This window comes from Halomonas sp. CnH100-B (genome assembly GCF_024124605.1).
Lineage (GTDB): Bacteria > Pseudomonadota > Gammaproteobacteria > Pseudomonadales > Halomonadaceae > Vreelandella.
Genome location: NZ_JAMXRX010000001.1, coordinates 529,815 through 546,080, shown reverse-complemented (window position 1 = coordinate 546,080; position 16,266 = coordinate 529,815). Strand labels below are relative to the sequence as shown.

The following is a 16,266-nucleotide window of genomic DNA, read 5'->3' as shown; positions in this document are numbered from 1 at the left end:
GCCGAATGCCTCATGCTACATACACTTAACTCGACATTTGCCGTCTGATTGATCATCTAACGCCGCTGGGGGGAGACCGTAATGGCCAACGTATTAGTGGTCGATGATGAGCCCAATATTCTACTGTCGCTTGAGTTCCTCATGTCCCAGGCGGGGCTGACGGTGACCACGGCCGCCGACGGCGAAACGGCACTGCGAAAAATCGCCGAGGCCGCCCCTGACCTTCTGCTCCTGGATATCAGCCTGCCTGGCATCAGCGGCTTTGAAGTGCTCGAACAGCTTCGTCGCGCTGAATCCGAGCGGCATTTACCGGTCATCATGTTAACGGCTCATGGCCGTGAAGTAGAGCGAGAAAAGGGCTTTGCGCTGGGTGCCGATGACTACGTCACCAAACCTTTCTCGACCCAACAGTTGGTCGCAAAAGTCAAAGCATTACTCGTCGAGCGTGCCACATGACCCCCAAAGGACTCCCTAAACGCCAGCGCCTGGTCGGTGTATGGCTACTGCTCAGCGGCGTTAGCCTTTTCGGGGGCGTCCTTTTTGCCGCTTGGTTAGATAGCCAGTTGGCGCTTTCGGGCATGGCGCGTTGGGTTCTATGGCTAGGCAGTTTATCAGGCGGTATTACGCTCTTTTCAATAGGCCTGCTGCTAGAGCACATGCTCTTCACGCCCCTACGTCACCTTCAAGCGCAGTTGGCGCGCTGGGTCGCCAATCCCGATGCCCCAGACGACCACACCGCCGAGGGTTGGTTAACAGGGCTCGGCCCAGACCTTCGCCGGGTCAGCCACCGCTGGCGAGCCGACCGCGCACGGCTTACCACCGCGCATGCAGAAGGCGCGCGCAGTGCCTCGCGTATCCGTCAAGAGCTGGAGACGCTGCTCCAGGTACTGGAAACACCGCTACTTCTCTGTGACCGGCATCGGCGTGTGATGCTGTTCAATCAGGCGGCCGAAACATTTTTTGCGGGCAATACCGGGCTAGGGTTGGGTAAACGCCTGGACGCCCTGTTGCCGACCGCGACGCTAGCCCATGCCATAACACAACTGCCCGACGATGGCTCGCCCCGTGAAATGCTCGCCCCCTGCGGCCAGCGCTGGCTAAAGGTGGTCATTCGCCGGGTACCCGGTAGTGAGCATGAAACACTGGTGACCTGTAGCGATACAACCACCACCTGGAACAATGAAATGGGCGTGCGCGCCGCCCTAAACCGCATGCTTCCTCCATTACGCCAACACGCGGCCAATCTGAGCAGTGCCGCCGACGCATTGCGCCAACTCCCTTGTTCTCAAACGTCACCCGCGCTGCGAACACGTTTCGAGCACGTACTGCACGACGAAAGCCAAGCGCTCAACCAGCGCGTTGCCGAGATCGGAAACCTGTTGGATGACCTTCAGTATCACGGCGAACGCTTGCGGCCCATCTGGTCCAACGATTTTTGGCAATCGCTGGATGAACGTCTCGACCCCGCCCAGCGCTTGATTACACCTATCGGTGTCCCCGCCTGGTTCAAGGGCGACGCCCCCGCCCTCATCGAGCTGTTCGCGTCATTAGTGGAACATTTGCGCTGCCACCTGCCCGCCAGCGGCTTCGAAGGTGAAATGACGCTTTACTCGAAACGCGCCTACGTCGATCTCATTTGGCGAGGGGCGGCCGTGCCTGAAAGCGAGCTCAGCGTCTGGCGCGAATCACCATTGACCACGCTGCCACTCAGCCCCACCGTGGCCGATATACTGCGCCAGCACGCCACCGATATTTGGAGTGTCACCGACAAGGATAAACGCCATGCCAGGCTGCGGCTGCCGCTCCCTGTTATCGCTCAGACGCAAGCGCCAAGAGAAATGGCACCGCCACGCCCGGAGTTCCATGATTTTGGCATCGCGCAGTTACCAGCGCCGGATGACACCTTAGCCAATCGCGCGCTGCGCAGCTTGGAGATCGTAGCATTCGATACGGAAACCACTGGCCTTGAGCTCCGCCGAGGCGATACGGTGATTAGCTTGGGCGCCTGCCGGATCGTCAATGGCCGCTTGCTGGCCAACGATGCGTTCGATCATTTCGTCGACCCCAAACGCACCATTCCTGCTGCCAGCACCGTGATTCACGGGATTACCGATGCGGACGTTGCCGGTGCGCAGCCGCTAAATATCGTGTTGGGCCTCTTTCGAGATTACGTGGGCGATGCCGTCATGCTCGCCCATAACGCCGCTTTCGATATGCTAGCCATTAGCGGGCACGGCGTTCATTTCGATATGCCGGTGCTAGACACGCTCCTGCTGTCAAAAGCCCTCGATGAGGCGCTGGATGGTCACGATTTGGATACGCTGGCCAAACGTTACGATTTACGCTTTCCTCCCAATACCCGGCACACAGCATTAGGAGATGCCCGTGTAACGGCGGAGCTTTGGCTGGCACTCTTACCCCGCCTGGAAGCCCGTGGCATCGATACGCTAGACGCGCTATTGGCACTTCAGGCCAATGCCTTCGATAAAGAGGACGCTAGCGCGCCATGACGCCTCCCCACTCTGATCCTCGGCAGCGGGAGAGACGCCTTGCGCTCGTGCTACTTGCCCTCTTCCTGTTCTGCCCCCCTGTCCTGCTTTTGATTGATCGATTGCCCAGCGCGGTAGGCTGGCTGCCGATCTACCTCTTGTTGACCTGGGGGGCCCTCATCGGTCTAGCGGCTTGGCTGGCCGAACGCCCCAAGAGGTCGTGAACCATGCGCAGCGATGGGGTCGTCATTGCTATCGCCTTTGGCTATTTGGCGCTGCTATTTCTGGTGGCCGCATGGGGAGACCGTCGCGCCGAACAGGGTCGTTCGCTCATCAATTCGCCGACCGTTTACGCCTTGTCGATTGCCGTCTACTGTACGGCCTGGACGTTTTACGGCAGTGTTGGCCGCGCCGCACAGTATGGCCCTAGCTTTCTGCTAATTTATCTGGGGCCTACGCTGGCCATGCTGCTGGCCCCGTTTACGCTACGTAAAATGGTGCGCATTGCCGCCCATCAGCGCATTACATCCATTGCCGATTTCATTAGCGCCCGCTACGGCAAAAGCGCTCAACTCGGGGCGTTGGTCGCCCTTCTGGCCTTGATCACCATTACCCCTTACATCGCGCTTCAGCTCAAAGCCATCACGGTGAGTCATGCGGTACTCATGAACTACCCGCTGAGTGCCGACAGCACACTGGACAACGAACGGTTCTGGATGGATCGCTCTTTTTGGATTGCGATGGTATTGGCGCTGTTCATCATTCTGTTTGGCACCCGCCACCTGGATGCCAGCGAACGCCATGAGGGCATGGTGGCAGCCATCGCCGTCGAGTCCGTCGTCAAGCTAGTGGCCTTCCTATCGGTGGGTATGTTCGTCACCTTCCTGCTGTTCGACGGGCCTGCCGCCCTTCTGGCAGACGTCGCCGCAACGCCTGACCTTATCGATAGCATGCGCCTGGAGACGGTGCCGGGAGGCGCCACCGGTTGGGTAGGCATGCTGCTGCTCGCTTTTCTGGCGTTCTTTACTCTACCCCGGCAATTTCAAGTGCTGGTCGTCGAGAACGTGGACGAACAGCATTTGGAACGCGCGAGTTGGCTATTTCCACTCTATTTGCTATTGATCAACCTGTTCGTGATTCCCATTGCCTTCGCGGGTCTGTTGTTGGGCAAAGGCGACCCGGATAGTTTCGTGCTCACCCTTCCGCTATCCGCAGGTCTGGAGGGACTACCGCTCTTGGTGTTCATCGGCGGTCTCTCCGCCGCCACCGGCATGGTCATCGTCGAGACCATCGCGCTCTTGACGATGGTCAGTAATCAGCTCGTGATGCCGCTGCTGCTAAGGTTCAAAGGGTGGTACACGGGGCGTGAGGGTCGTTTAGCCGACTGGCTGCTCAACGTGCGCCGCCTGGCGATCGTGGTCATTCTGCTCATGGGCTATCTCTACCATGCATGGATTGGCGACAGCTATAGCCTCGTAACCATCGGACTGGTCTCGTTTGCAGGTGTGGCGCAGTTCGCCCCGGCCCTTTTGATTGGGCTGTATTGGCGTGGAGCCACTCGCCGAGGGGCTACGATGGGGATGTTGGCAGGCTTTATGGTGTGGTGTTACACGCTGCTGCTGCCGGGCTTTGCACAGTCCGGCTGGCTAGAAGCCTCTTTCGTCACACAGGGGCCCTGGGGCATTGGCTGGTTATCCCCGTACGCCCTGCTGGGGCTAAGCGGATGGGATATCTATACACACTCGCTGTTTTGGAGCATGGTGTTGAACGTTGGCTTGCTCATCACTATTTCTCTCTTCACTCGCCCCACTCCCATGGAGCAGACTCAAGCAGCGCTGTTCATCGAAGCCATGCATGCGCCTCTACCGACGGCGTCACGCTGGCAGGGTCAAACCACCGAAGGCGCTCTTTACGCACTCTTGGTGCGCTTTTTGGGCCATGGAGCAACGCACCGCGTATTTACCGCCCCGTATGCCTCCTTGGAACGGTCAGATGCCCACCAGCGCCCCGCGTCAGGAGCCCTGATCACCCGTGCGGAACAGGCGTTGGCCGGGTCACTCGGCAGTGCGTCTGCCAGCGTATTGATCCATTCCGTGTTGCGCGGTGAAGCGTTGGACATGGCGTCGGTGCTAACGATTCTCGACACGACCTCCCAGGCATTGGAGTACAACCGTCGACTGGAGCAGAAGTCTCAAGAGCTAGCTCGGGTCGGTGAGGAACTACGCAGCGCCAACGAGCGGTTGCAAGAAGTAGATCGCATGAAGGATGAGTTCGTTGCAATGGTGAGTCACGAGTTGCGTACCCCACTGACGTCCATCCGCTCGTTTGCCGAAATATTACGCGATACTCCCGACATCGAAGCAGACAAACGGCAGCAGTTTCTGCGCATCATGGTGCTGGAGAGTGAGCGTCTATCTCGCCTGATCGATGAAATTCTGGATTTGGCACGACTTGAGAGTGGACGCCTTTCCCTCAAACCCATCCCCGTCGATTTAATGCATATCGCCAAGCAGAGCAGCCAAGCACTGGCACGGCTTCACGCCGATCAGGGTATCGATGTCGAGTGGGTGACTGACGTATCCATCGCCATGGTCATGGCCGACCCAGACAGGCTCGAACAAGTCATCATCAATCTGTTGGAAAACGCACGCAAGTTTGCCGACCCCGACCATCCGATCGTACGGTTACACATTTATGCGACAGATCACGCTGTTTGCTTGAGCGTTGAAGATAATGGGCCCGGCATTCCTGTCGACGAACGTGACAACGTCTTTGAAAAGTTTTATCAGTTGAAATTGGCCAAGCGTAAACAGGCAGACCAACGACCTAAAGGGAGCGGTTTAGGCTTACCCATTAGCCGCGCCATTATTCATCACTTGGGTGGTAAACTTTGGGTTGACACTTCAGCGTTAGGTGGCGCTGCCATTAAGCTATCGCTTCCTCGCCATACCGTTTAAGTGAATAATTGTGCCATTCAACGCATTGTGACTCAATGTAACTAGCGCCTATCAGCGCTTTTACGCTATTCTTCGCGGCCTCGCACGTTTTCCCCCTGACAGTCGGAGCAGCGGCACTATGCAAGGGTCAGCGCAAGAAGAGACCAGTACCGGCCATTACACCATCGCTATCCAGCCTATCGTCAACGCCCAGCTACACCATGTGGCTGATGAGCTGCTCTATCGTGGCGATTTTTCGGCTGGCACTGCCGCCGTCTTTGATGATGTGCAAGCCACCGCACGCGCCTGCGCTGTTGCCATCTATGAAATTGGATTGGATAAACTGTGCGGTCAGCGAAAACTCTTTATTAATGCCTCCGGGGAGTGGTTACTAAACCCGGATCTTGACGGTTTGCCAAAAGAGCAAATCGTGATCGAAGTGCTTGAAGACACGGCCGTGAGTGATGCACTTTTAACGGCGTTACGTCAGTTAAAAACCCAAGGCTATACATTGGCCCTGGATGATTTTGAACTTACCGACGCCAATCGATCATTATTGGCCTTGGCAGATATTATTAAGTTCGATATTTCGACTGGGCTTCCGAAGGCACTCATTCAACGTCTTTATCAAGATGGTTATACGCTGTTGGCCGAACGCGTAGAAACCTACGAAGAGTTTGAACAGTGTAAAGCACTGGGATTTAGCTTATTTCAAGGTTATTTTTATCAGCGCCCACAGGTACAAACGACAAAAACCCAGCGACATAGCACGTCACGTGCCAATCAAATGCAGCTACTTGCTCAGCTCTACAGTGATAAAGTGCGCCTGCCGGCGCTGAGCACGCTCATTGCTCGCGACCCATATTTATTGAACGCCGTCTTCAAGCGCGCCAACTCGGCAGAAAAGGCCTCTCAGCGTCCTGCCTACAAGCTGATGGACTGCATTCACATCATTGGCTTGAAAGAGCTACGTACATTGGTATCGATCGTGATGCTCGCGGGGAATAATCCTGCTAGTAAAATCAATCTTACCAGCGGATTAACGCGTGCATTTGCGTGCGAAGCGCTCGCAGAACAGCGTGGATTAGACGAGGAAGAAGGCTTCATTGCCGGACTCTTTTCGCATATGCCGGTCATTTTGGGTATCGACCTTGATGCAATGCTGCAAGAACTGCCGCTGAGCCAAACGATCCATCAAGCCCTCACTTTGCGTCAGGGCCGACTCGGCCGACTGCTCACCGATATCGAAGCAAGCGAACAAGGCAGCACGAGCTCCGATGTGCCTGCAGAGTTGATGCTGCAGGCGGCAGCTGAAGCACGGGCCTTGATGGACACGCACATTAGCTAGAGGATTGGCTCTCGCGGCGAGGGTCGGGGTCGAACATCGCATCGCCTACTTCATCGATATAGCGTTGCGCCTTCGACACCATCAAGGCGTCGCACGCGTCACGCCCAGGCAGCATATCGGAACGCTCGAAGCGGTGCTCCTGAGCGCCCCCTTGGCTATCGGGTTTGCGTATCCAGCCGCTAACACGGTACTGGCCACTTTGGTGATCAGGCTGTGAGACGATGAGGTACTCTTTATACTCCACCGGCTCAGCTTCCTTGGTGCCTATGCTCGCCTCACCACTGCCTTGCGCGCCAAACAGCCCTGACAGCAATTTTTTAAACATACCGACTCCTGTCCGTCACGCGGTGGCCAGCTTAGCGCTGGCCACCGTCGAACGTTAGCTCTGCTGACGGCCTTTACCTGCGGCGATACGCAGCCGCAGTGCATTCAGTTTGATGAAGCCTTCGGCGTCTTTTTGGTTGTAAGCGCCCGCGTCGTCTTCGAATGTTGCGATAGATTCATCGAACAGGGACTGCTCGGACTTGCGCCCCACCACGGTCGCGTTACCTTTGTACAGCTTCATGCGCACCACACCGGAGACACTCTTCTGCGTCTCGTCAATGGCCGCTTGCAGCATACGGCGCTCCGGGCTCCACCAGTAACCGTTATAGATCACTTCAGCGTATTTGGGCATGAGCTGATCTTTGAGGTGGGCCTCTTCGCGATCCAGCGTCAGTGATTCGATAGCGCGGTGGGCACGCAGCATGATCGTCCCCCCCGGCGTTTCGTAACAGCCGCGCGACTTCATACCTACATAGCGGTTTTCGACGATATCCAGACGACCAATACCGTTGTCACCACCCAACTTATTGAGCTTTTCAAGCACTTCGTGCGGCTTGAGCGCTTCGCCGTCGATGGCCACGATGTCGCCTTTCTCGAACGTCAGCTCAACGTAGGTGGGCTGCTCTGGCGCGGCTTCCGGTGAAACGCTCCAGCGCCACATGTCCTCTTCGGCTTCGGCCCACGGATCTTCCAAAATGCCGCCTTCGTAGGAGATGTGCAGCAGGTTGGCATCCATGGAGTAGGGAGATTTCTTCTTCTTGTTGGAGAAATCCACCGGGATGTTGTGCTCTTCGCAGTAAGCCATCAGCTTCTCGCGGGACGTTAGGTCCCACTCGCGCCAGGGTGCGATGACCTTGACGCCAGGCTTGAGCGCGTAGCCACCCAGCTCGAAACGCACCTGATCGTTACCTTTACCCGTTGCGCCGTGGGAGATGGCATCGGCGCCGGTTTCGTTAGCGATTTCGATCAGGCGCTTGGCGATCAGCGGGCGAGCAATGGAGGTACCCAGCAGGTACTCACCTTCATAGATGGTGTTGGCACGGAACATCGGGAAAACGTAGTCACGCACGAACTCTTCGCGCAGGTCTTCGATGTAAATCTCTTTCACGCCGAGAGCCTGGGCTTTAGCACGGGCGGGCTCGACTTCTTCACCTTGACCGATGTCGGCAGTAAAGGTCACTACCTCGCAGTTGTAGGTCTCTTGCAACCACTTAACGATAACGGACGTGTCCAGGCCGCCTGAGTACGCCAGCACAACCTTTTTGACATCGGACATTCTTTGCTCCTTGTAAAAAGCAGTTCACCAAAAGGGGCAGCGCCCGTCAGCGCTACCGGTTATTCAAACTGAGAGTATAGCGTTCTCAATGCTCAGCGAATACCGTCAACGACGCCTTAGGGGTAAAGCTGCTAGAATCACCCCAACCGTAGCGGCAACTGACACCGCTAACCCTGACCGACTACTCGCTTTACTAAGGAGAGCTGCATGAGCGAGGCAATTGCCCGCGAATTGATGGCCCAGCGTTTTCGCAGTTATTTACCGGTTGTCATCGATTTGGAGACGGGTGGGTTCAATGCCCAGACGGATGCCGTATTAGAGATTGCAGCGGTCACACTCACCATGGACCCCGATGGCAATTTACTGCCTGATGCCACCTATGCGTATCATATCCACCCCTTCGAGGGCGCTAACGTCGAACAGTCGGCGCTAGACTTTACAGGCATCAATTTGGATGACCCGCTTCGGCGCCAGGTGGCGTTGAGCGAAGCTGAAGCACTGGGTGAAATTTTTCGGCCCATTCGTAAGTCGTTGAAGGCACACGGCTGTTCGCGGGCGATTCTCGTAGGCCACAATGCCGCTTTCGACCACGGTTTTTTAAACGCGGCGGCCAACCGCTGCAACGTCAAGCGCAACCCGTTCCACCCTTTCTCCAGTTTCGATACGGCAACGCTGGCCGGTTTCGTGTATGGGCAAACCGTGCTCGCTAGAGCTTGCCGCGCCGCGGGGATCGAGTTCGACAATAAAGCGGCCCACTCGGCGCGCTACGACACCGAACGCACGGCCGAGCTGTTTTGCGCCATGGTCAACCGTTACAAAGATCTCGGCGGCTGGCGACTAGCGCAGCGTGAGCAGGCATTGGATGGGGGCGATGAGTAATCCTTACCATCGACCCCTTGAAACAGCATGTAATGCAGCAGAAATGGCTTTACGCTAAACTTTGCGTCGCTTACGAGCGCTTGGCTCGCAGCGCGACGTAAAGGTGCGCTTGCGACGTACCGGCAAGCAAAGGAGTGACCGCTTGCCGTCAACAACGATGAAACCAACCGTTTTCAGGAGATGAGACGTTTCCATGGCCCAGCATAATGCCTTTTACGCCCAGTCCGGTGGCGTTACCGCCGTCATCAATGCCAGCGCCTGCGGCGTTATCGAAGCTTGCCGGCAAGCCCCCGACCAAATCGGCAAGGTGTATGCCGGCCATAACGGCATTATTGGTGCGCTGACGGAAGATCTGATCGACGTCACCCAAGAGAGTGATGGGGCCATCGCTGCGCTTCGTCATACGCCGGGTGGCGCCTTTGGTTCCTGCCGCTACAAGCTGAAGGACATCGACACCCACCGCGCCCAGTACGAGCGCCTGATCGAGGTCTTCAAAGCACACGATATTCGCTATTTCTTCTATAACGGCGGCGGCGACAGTGCCGATACCTGCCTAAAAGTTTCTCAGCTCTCCGAAAAACTGGGGTATCCACTAACGGCCATTCACGTTCCCAAAACCGTCGATAATGACCTACCTATTACCGACAACAGCCCTGGTTTCGGCAGCGTCGCGAAATACATTGCCACGTCGACACGTGAAGCATCGTTGGATATCGCCTCCATGTGCGCCACCTCCACTAAGGTGTTCGTGCTGGAAGTCATGGGTCGCCATGCGGGCTGGATCGCTGCCGCCGGCGGTTTGGCAGGTGACGGGGAAGGCGAGCCTCCGCACTTGATCATTTTCCCGGAAGTCTCTTTCAACCGTAAAGCGGTCATGGCGCGCGTGGATGAAAGCGTCAAGAAATACGGCTACTGCGTAATCGTCGTGTCCGAAGGCGCGCGTTATGAAGACGGCACCTTCCTGGCAGATGCAGGTAATACCGACGCCTTCGGCCACCGCCAGCTGGGCGGCGTTGCGCCTACCTTGGCCGGCATGATCAAGCAAGATTTAGGTTATAAATACCACTGGGCAGTGGCCGATTATCTGCAGCGTGCAGCGCGCCACTTAGCGTCCAAAACCGACGTTGAGCAAGCCTATGCGGTGGGTCGTGAAGCGGTAACGCTGGCACTGGCAGGCAAAAACTCCATGATGCCTGCGATCCGCCGCATTTCACAAAGCCCTTACCAGTGGGACGTGATCTCTGCGCCGCTGTCGCAAATCGCGAACCAAGAGAAGTTCATGCCCCGCGACTTCATCAGCGAGAGCGGCTTCGACATTACCCAAGCGTGCCGTGACTACCTTTCGCCGCTCATTCAGGGTGAAGACTTCCCGCCCTTCGAGAATGGCCTACCCAAAGTCGCTAAGCTCAAACTGACGAAAGTAGAGCAAAAATTGCCTAAATTCACACTGTAACGCCTGCTGGCGGCCGACGCTCAAGGGGCGATGATGCCGTCATCGCCCCTTTTTAATGGCAAGCCTGATGACTGGTGGATATGCGCTCGGCAGGTGCCCTAACGCAGTAGCCAAGACAGCACCAGTAGTAATAGCAAAATACCCGCCACACCTTGCCAAAAGCGTCGAGACTCCGTGCGCGGCTCCTCGCGCTGAGGAAGCCGTCCTAGCGGAATCCGTAGTGCATGGAGAAATTCTGACATACGCCTAAAACGCAGCGGCCGCTGGGGATCCAGCGCTCGTCGCAACGCGTCATCCAGCGCAGGCGTTATTTCCGGATTGGTCGTACGGGCGCTACGGTAACTGAGCTCTTCTAAATCGGTGTGACAACGCAGTTTGTTTGGCGTCAGCGTGTAGGGTAACGCACCGGTCAGCAGCCAATAGACCGTGGATGCCAGCGAGTACTGATCACTGCGTCGGCCCACCCTGTCGCCTAAGGCGTATTCGGGGGCCGTATGCTCGTTAAAACCGATTTGACGAAGCAGCTCACCCGAATGACGGTGACCATCGACCTCGCGCATGTGACAGGCGCTGAAGTCGGCCAGCACCACTTTGCCATGCTGATCGATCAGCACGTTGTCTGGGGTGATTTGCTGATGAATGATATCGCGATGATGCAGGGCTTGGACGGCCTTACCTAGCTGATTGGCGATATCCAAACGCTGAACGAGGCTCGCCTGGGGATGTCGCTCGGCCCAATGGCGCAGCGTCTCGCCTTCCACGTTCTGCATGAGGTAGTAGAGGTAGCGACGCGGACGAGAAGGCTCCATGACTTTGACCACGAAGGGAGAGTTCACCCGTTCGACCACCCACTGCTGCAGAAGAAAGTGCTCCAGGTAGGCATTGCGCAGCGATAGCTCCGGACTCGGCGCTTTCATCACCATCACCCGATCGCTGTGCACGTCGCGTACGCGGTACACCCTCGACTGCGCATTGCGGGATAGCACCGCCTGCACTTCCAAACCATCCAAACGCTCGCCGGGTGTCAGTTCCGGAGGAATCGGCAAATCACCGTACAGCAAGTTGGGATGGTCGGAGGCCTCCTCCGGCAACTCGTCGATACGAAGCAGCTGAAAGCAAAATTGATCGCCCCCGTAGCCCCGCTCTTGAGCACGCTGCTTCGCCTCGCTCGCCAAACGCTCGCAGGCGGCATCCAGATCGCTGGCATCTTGACGAATGAGACGCACGTAGTCCGAAGGCATTAGCGTCCCGCGCACCGCTTGGGTGGTGAACACGAACAGATCGCCCTGCTTCAGCGCCAGATGGGTGTAGTCGATGTCGACACTGCCATCCATCCCCAGCGCGCGTGAGGGGTAGCGATACCCGCCCACATCGGTCACGTGGTCACGGGTCAACTGTTCGAACTCAGCCCCTCGCAAGCGAAACACCAGCGTATCGCCCATGTGGAAGAGATGACCCTCGCGGCCTAAAAACACCATGGCAGAGAGCGACGAGACAAAACTCCCCTCTTTGACATGCTGGCTTTGGCTGTAGCACCAGCTATTCAAGGCACGCAGCACGCGAGTGGCCGATGTTTTGGTGTCCCAATGATCTGGCGTCGAGTAGTAATCCGCAAGAAACCCACGCACGCTCAAGTCTCCCGCCTGTTTCGCCATGGTATTGCGAGAGATCGAGTCACTAATCACCGCACAGCCGCCCTTCACTTTCAACAGTGGCGCTTCCGGCAGACGCACCGACATCGAGCTGCGGTGCTGCCGCCGCTCCGGGGCAACGAACGCTTGACCATAACTAATTAGTAACTGGGCGTGCGCCAACTCATCCTCCTAGGCTTACGGCTCACCATCGCAACGACATCTTAGGAACCTCTGACGGCCCTGGCTACCACGGGGGCTATCATACACGCTGGCAACGCGAAGCGATGCCCACCAAACGTCGCGAACGGTGCAAAATCCCCTGTCCGCCTCTCATGGCGCCAGCGCATGAAGGGCGATTCTCCTTGCCGCTTTTAACCGGCCAAGCGCGTAACGATGATTTTCTACCGCGCTCACCCCTTAACTGCCAAACACCTATGTCGCATTGGTAATCTATCGACCATGTTCGTATAATTCTCCACCATTAATGCAATGCATCAACTGCTTAGTGACTGTGCTCTACAGTCGGTAAGAAAAGCCAAGCCAAGGAACCAACGATGAACTTTGATAACATCCCCGCTGGAAAGGATCTGCCCAACGATATCTACGTGGCGATTGAAATTCCTGCAAACCACGCGCCGATTAAGTATGAAATCGACAAGGACATGGGTGCCCTCCTCGTTGACCGTTTCATGGCCACGCCCATGTTCTATCCGGCCAACTACGGCTTTATCCCTCACACACTGGCAGACGACGGTGACCCCCTAGACGCGCTGGTGGTTACCCCTCACCCGGTCGCGCCCGGCAGTATCATTCGCGCTCGTCCCGTTGGCATTCTGAACATGACCGACGAAGCCGGTGAAGATGCCAAGCTGGTCTGCGTACCGCACCCCAAACTCTCGACGCTGTATGACGACGTTCAGGAAGTCACTGACCTTCCTGAACTGCTTCGCCAGCAGATTGCTCACTTTTTCGAGAACTACAAAGACCTCGAAAAAGGCAAGTGGGTGAAAGTCGAGTCGTGGGAAGGCGTCGAAGCCGCCCGTAAGGCCATCGAAAAGTCGGCGGCTGCTTACAAAAAAGCGTAAACCTTGCCGTAACGCCGATGTTAAAGGCCGCCTCATGAGGCGGCCTTTTGCGTTTTGATTAACGGTGCAGGAAGCACCGCGTCACGTCACCGCAGACAGTACGCTCCCTGTGGCAACTGCGCTATCCTGCCCAGTAGCACCCTTTTGATACGACTGCGTAAGGATACTCCGTGTTACTCATGCGACGTTATGCTCTGTTTTTTTTACTGTGCTGGCTGCCCGTTATTGCCCATGGGCAGTGGTTTTCCTCCAGCAACGACAGTGATTTCTTGCCGGTCATGGAGGCCTTTCAGCCGAGCGCATGGCACGACGGGGAAACCTTGAGCATCGGCGTCGACATCGCCGATGCGTACTATCTTTATCGTCACCAGCTGTCGGTGACCAGCCTGCAACCCGAGATTGATCTGGGTACCCCAGAGATTCCGCAGGGCACCTTCACCACGGATGAGTTCATGGGGGACGTGTACGTTTTTCGCGATCGCGTGGTTTTCGACGTTCCGCTCAGTGAGCCATCTAGTGGACCCATCGAGATCGAACTGACCTTTCAAGGGTGCGCCGATGCAGGATTGTGCTATCCACCTGAGCGCATCACACTTGAAGCCGCAGAAGCATCACCGCCCAGCGCTTTTGCCAATTGGCAAAATGAAAGTGCTCAGAGCGCGCCAAATCAAACAAGCATGGGTGGACCTGCCTCAAGCAGCGCAGCCACTCAATCGGGCGAGAGCACTGGCTTCTCCGCACCGCAAAGTGAAGATAGCAAATTCAGCTCGCTGATTAGTGATACCAGTCTACCGCTCGCCCTAGGACTCTTTTTCCTCGCGGGTATTGGGCTCACCTTTACGCCCTGCGTGTTACCGATGATTCCTATTCTGTCGTCCATAGTGGTTGGCCAAAACCCCACCAAACCCCGTGCTTTTGTCCTGTCAGCCAGCTATGTACTCGGCATGGCCATTACCTATGCCTTGGTGGGGGTGCTAATGGGGCTATTTGGTGCGGGGCTCAACCTCCAGGCACATTTACAGTCCGCTCCTGTTTTAATTGCGTTCGCCCTACTGTTTACTCTGTTCGCTTTGGCGATGTTTGGCGCTTTTGACCTGCGCATGTCCCCGCGAATCGCTAGCAAAGTCGATGCGTGGCAAGCCCGTGCTCAGCGCAGCGGCCCGCTGGGCTTGGCAGTGGCGGGTGCGCTGTCAGTGCTAGTGGTATCTCCTTGTGTAACAGCTCCGCTAGCAGGCGCCTTGGTATTTATCTCCTCCACTGGGGATGCCGTCATGGGGGGCGCGGTATTGTTTGCGCTGGGGCTCGGCATGGGGCTTCCTTTATTGCTCGTGGGCACCTTTGGGGCCACTCTGCTCCCCCGCTCAGGCGGCTGGATGAATGGCGTTAAAATTGCTTTCGGTTTGCTGTTACTGGGCGTAGCGATTTGGATGATTGAGCGCTTGATTGCGCCATCAATCTCTCTTCTGCTGTGGGCGGCCCTAGCAATCGGTAGTGCCCTCACCCTTGGCGCATTGAATACATCGCCCTCTCACGGCTGGGCGAAAGCCCGGCAAACGGCGGGGTTAATGCTGTTGGTTTGGGGGGTAGCACTAGTGTTGGGCGCCGCTCAAGGAAGCAGTAACCCTTTGCGACCGCTATCGGTGACCACTTCTGGTACAGGTGAAGCCGCTACCACTCCGATCTTTGCAGAAGTCGACAGTCTCAGCGCACTTCAGTCTGAGTTGGAGCAAGCCTCTCAAGCAGGGAAGCCCGTGTTTGCCCACTTTACGGCAGACTGGTGCATCTCTTGCAAACTCATGGAGAGAGACGTCTATCCAGACCCACACGTGTCAGAGGCATTGAACGATTTCCAACTCATTGCGGTCGATGTGACAAAGACCGATGCACAGAGCCGCGAGTTGCTTGAGCACTTCCAGCTCTTTGGCCCTCCCAGCCTGCTACTCTTTGACGGGGGCAATGAAGTTCGCGACGCGCGCATTCAGGGTGAGATCACCGCGACAGCACTGGTCGAGCATTTAGAGGCTTTCAAGCGTTGGCAGCAGAGCTAAGTCGCCCGATTAGCCGTCGCTCACGCAGACCTAATGCTTTCGAACACTTTTTGTGACACCGTGTCGCGATCGTCGTCAAACGGTTGTTTAAGTCGCAAAATTCGTACCCTCAATGGCTGCCACTGGACAGTGACTGAGTTTTTCGGCAAACTCCGCAGCCATATTTGCTAAAAAACTCATCTTTTAGCGTTGAGTTTGGGGTAACGTTCGACATCGTGCCTCGTTCTCTCAATTTTTAAATTTGGTTTACTGCGCTTGAGAGCGCCACGTCACGCGGGCTTATTTCGCTTGCGGCGTGCTACTTTGATCAACGTTTGGGGCCCTACGAATGGATATTCGCAAAGTTAAGAAACTGATCGAGCTGCTGGAAGAGTCCAACATCAGCGAAATCGAAATTCAGGAAGGTGAAGAGTCGGTTCGTATTAGCCGTCACCCCAACGGCGGTGCTTGGCAGCCGCAGCCGATGCCACAGTACGCACAGCCGGCACCGGCAGCTCCTCAAGCGCCGGTGGCCACGGCTCCCGCCGATGCAGAACCTCAGGGCGCTAGTTATCGTGGTGAAGCGGTCAACTCTCCTATGGTAGGCACTTTTTACCGCAGTCCGGCGCCGGGTGCCAAAGCCTTCGTTGAAGTGGGCGACACCGTGAAGCAAGGCGATACCGTTTGTATCGTCGAAGCCATGAAAATGATGAACCAGATTGAAGCCGACCGCGACGGCGTGGTCGAGGCCATCCTAGTGGAAGATGGCGAGCCGGTGGAATTCGATCAGCCCATGATCGTCCTCGCTTAATCTT

The 16,266-nt window shown here is 56.6% G+C and carries 12 protein-coding genes; 9 read left to right on the top strand and 3 right to left on the bottom strand.

Annotated elements, in window-relative coordinates:
- Window positions 1-81: 81 nt before the first annotated feature.
- The 4 genes from NH398_RS02400 to NH398_RS02380 all read left to right on the top strand — a co-directional run bounded on the left by NH398_RS02400 (window position 82) and on the right by NH398_RS02380 (window position 6,773).
- The gene (locus tag NH398_RS02400) at window positions 82-456 is read left to right on the top strand and encodes a response regulator (protein ID WP_253016272.1); all 375 of its coding nucleotides are present in this window, start codon (window positions 82-84) and stop codon (window positions 454-456) included.
- Window positions 453-2,510, top strand: a complete 2,058-nt coding sequence (locus NH398_RS02395; RefSeq protein WP_253016270.1) for a 3'-5' exonuclease — start codon at window positions 453-455, stop codon at window positions 2,508-2,510. Before NH398_RS02400 ends, NH398_RS02395 begins: the two co-directional genes overlap by 4 nt.
- 206 nt (window positions 2,511-2,716) lie before the next feature.
- On the top strand, window positions 2,717-5,446 hold the full coding sequence (locus NH398_RS02385) for a sensor histidine kinase (RefSeq protein ID WP_253016265.1): 2,730 nt from the start codon (window positions 2,717-2,719) through the stop codon (window positions 5,444-5,446).
- Window positions 5,447-5,564: 118 nt separating this feature from the next.
- Window positions 5,565-6,773: an EAL domain-containing protein gene (locus NH398_RS02380; RefSeq protein WP_253016263.1), complete on the top strand. Its 1,209-nt coding sequence runs from the start codon at window positions 5,565-5,567 to the stop codon at window positions 6,771-6,773.
- On the opposite strand, the gene NH398_RS02375 is transcribed toward NH398_RS02380, so the two are convergent.
- Together NH398_RS02375 and NH398_RS02370 are read right to left on the bottom strand one after the other, a co-directional pair.
- Complete coding sequence (locus tag NH398_RS02375) at window positions 6,766-7,098, bottom strand: HlyU family transcriptional regulator (RefSeq protein WP_253016261.1); 333 nt, start codon at window positions 7,096-7,098, stop codon at window positions 6,766-6,768. The genes NH398_RS02380 and NH398_RS02375 overlap by 8 nt on opposite strands.
- Window positions 7,099-7,152: 54 nt before the next feature.
- Window positions 7,153-8,373: an argininosuccinate synthase gene (locus tag NH398_RS02370; protein WP_159342299.1), complete on the bottom strand. Its 1,221-nt coding sequence runs from the start codon at window positions 8,371-8,373 to the stop codon at window positions 7,153-7,155.
- A gap of 207 nt (window positions 8,374-8,580) precedes the next feature.
- Between NH398_RS02370 and rnt the strand changes: the two genes are divergently transcribed.
- Both rnt and NH398_RS02360 read left to right on the top strand, forming a co-directional pair.
- A complete protein-coding gene (rnt, locus tag NH398_RS02365) occupies window positions 8,581-9,252 on the top strand; it encodes a ribonuclease T (protein ID WP_159342300.1) in 672 nt (223 codons plus the stop codon).
- 193 nt (window positions 9,253-9,445) lie between these two features.
- Window positions 9,446-10,705 (top strand): 6-phosphofructokinase, encoded by a 1,260-nt coding sequence (locus tag NH398_RS02360; RefSeq protein ID WP_253016259.1) that lies wholly within the window; start codon window positions 9,446-9,448, stop codon window positions 10,703-10,705.
- Between the two features lie 98 nt (window positions 10,706-10,803).
- Here NH398_RS02360 and NH398_RS02355 read toward each other — a convergent pair whose 3' ends face one another.
- Window positions 10,804-12,519 (bottom strand): bifunctional protein-serine/threonine kinase/phosphatase, encoded by a 1,716-nt coding sequence (locus NH398_RS02355; RefSeq protein ID WP_253016257.1) that lies wholly within the window; start codon window positions 12,517-12,519, stop codon window positions 10,804-10,806.
- 374 nt (window positions 12,520-12,893) lie between these two features.
- Here NH398_RS02355 and ppa point away from each other — a divergent pair, with 374 nt between their 5' ends.
- The 3 genes from ppa (at window position 12,894) to accB (ending at window position 16,262) form a co-directional block, all read left to right on the top strand.
- A complete protein-coding gene (gene ppa / locus NH398_RS02350) occupies window positions 12,894-13,424 on the top strand; it encodes an inorganic diphosphatase (RefSeq protein ID WP_044627994.1) in 531 nt (176 codons plus the stop codon).
- Between the two features lie 179 nt (window positions 13,425-13,603).
- Complete coding sequence (gene dsbD, locus NH398_RS02345; RefSeq protein WP_253016255.1) at window positions 13,604-15,472, top strand: protein-disulfide reductase DsbD; 1,869 nt, start codon at window positions 13,604-13,606, stop codon at window positions 15,470-15,472.
- A 328-nt stretch (window positions 15,473-15,800) separates the two neighbouring features.
- Window positions 15,801-16,262, top strand: coding sequence for an acetyl-CoA carboxylase biotin carboxyl carrier protein (accB, locus tag NH398_RS02340; RefSeq protein WP_159342304.1), 462 nt, complete (start codon window positions 15,801-15,803; stop codon window positions 16,260-16,262).
- Window positions 16,263-16,266: the final 4 nt, after the last annotated feature.

Excerpts from the sequence above, each read along its gene's own strand:
- NH398_RS02380 (WP_253016263.1), top strand. The coding sequence starts at position 5,565 with ATGCAAGGGTCAGCGCAAGAAGAGACCAGTACCGGCCATTACACCATC.
- accB (WP_159342304.1), top strand. The coding sequence starts at position 15,801 with ATGGATATTCGCAAAGTTAAGAAACTGATCGAGCTGCTGGAAGAGTCC.
- NH398_RS02375 (WP_253016261.1), bottom strand. The coding sequence starts at position 7,098 with ATGTTTAAAAAATTGCTGTCAGGGCTGTTTGGCGCGCAAGGCAGTGGT.
- NH398_RS02385 (WP_253016265.1), top strand. The coding sequence starts at position 2,717 with ATGCGCAGCGATGGGGTCGTCATTGCTATCGCCTTTGGCTATTTGGCG.
- NH398_RS02370 (WP_159342299.1), bottom strand. The coding sequence starts at position 8,373 with ATGTCCGATGTCAAAAAGGTTGTGCTGGCGTACTCAGGCGGCCTGGAC.
- dsbD (WP_253016255.1), top strand. The coding sequence starts at position 13,604 with ATGCGACGTTATGCTCTGTTTTTTTTACTGTGCTGGCTGCCCGTTATT.
- NH398_RS02360 (WP_253016259.1), top strand. The coding sequence starts at position 9,446 with ATGGCCCAGCATAATGCCTTTTACGCCCAGTCCGGTGGCGTTACCGCC.
- ppa (WP_044627994.1), top strand. The coding sequence starts at position 12,894 with ATGAACTTTGATAACATCCCCGCTGGAAAGGATCTGCCCAACGATATC.
- NH398_RS02395 (WP_253016270.1), top strand. The coding sequence starts at position 453 with ATGACCCCCAAAGGACTCCCTAAACGCCAGCGCCTGGTCGGTGTATGG.
- NH398_RS02400 (WP_253016272.1), top strand. The coding sequence starts at position 82 with ATGGCCAACGTATTAGTGGTCGATGATGAGCCCAATATTCTACTGTCG.
- rnt (WP_159342300.1), top strand. The coding sequence starts at position 8,581 with ATGAGCGAGGCAATTGCCCGCGAATTGATGGCCCAGCGTTTTCGCAGT.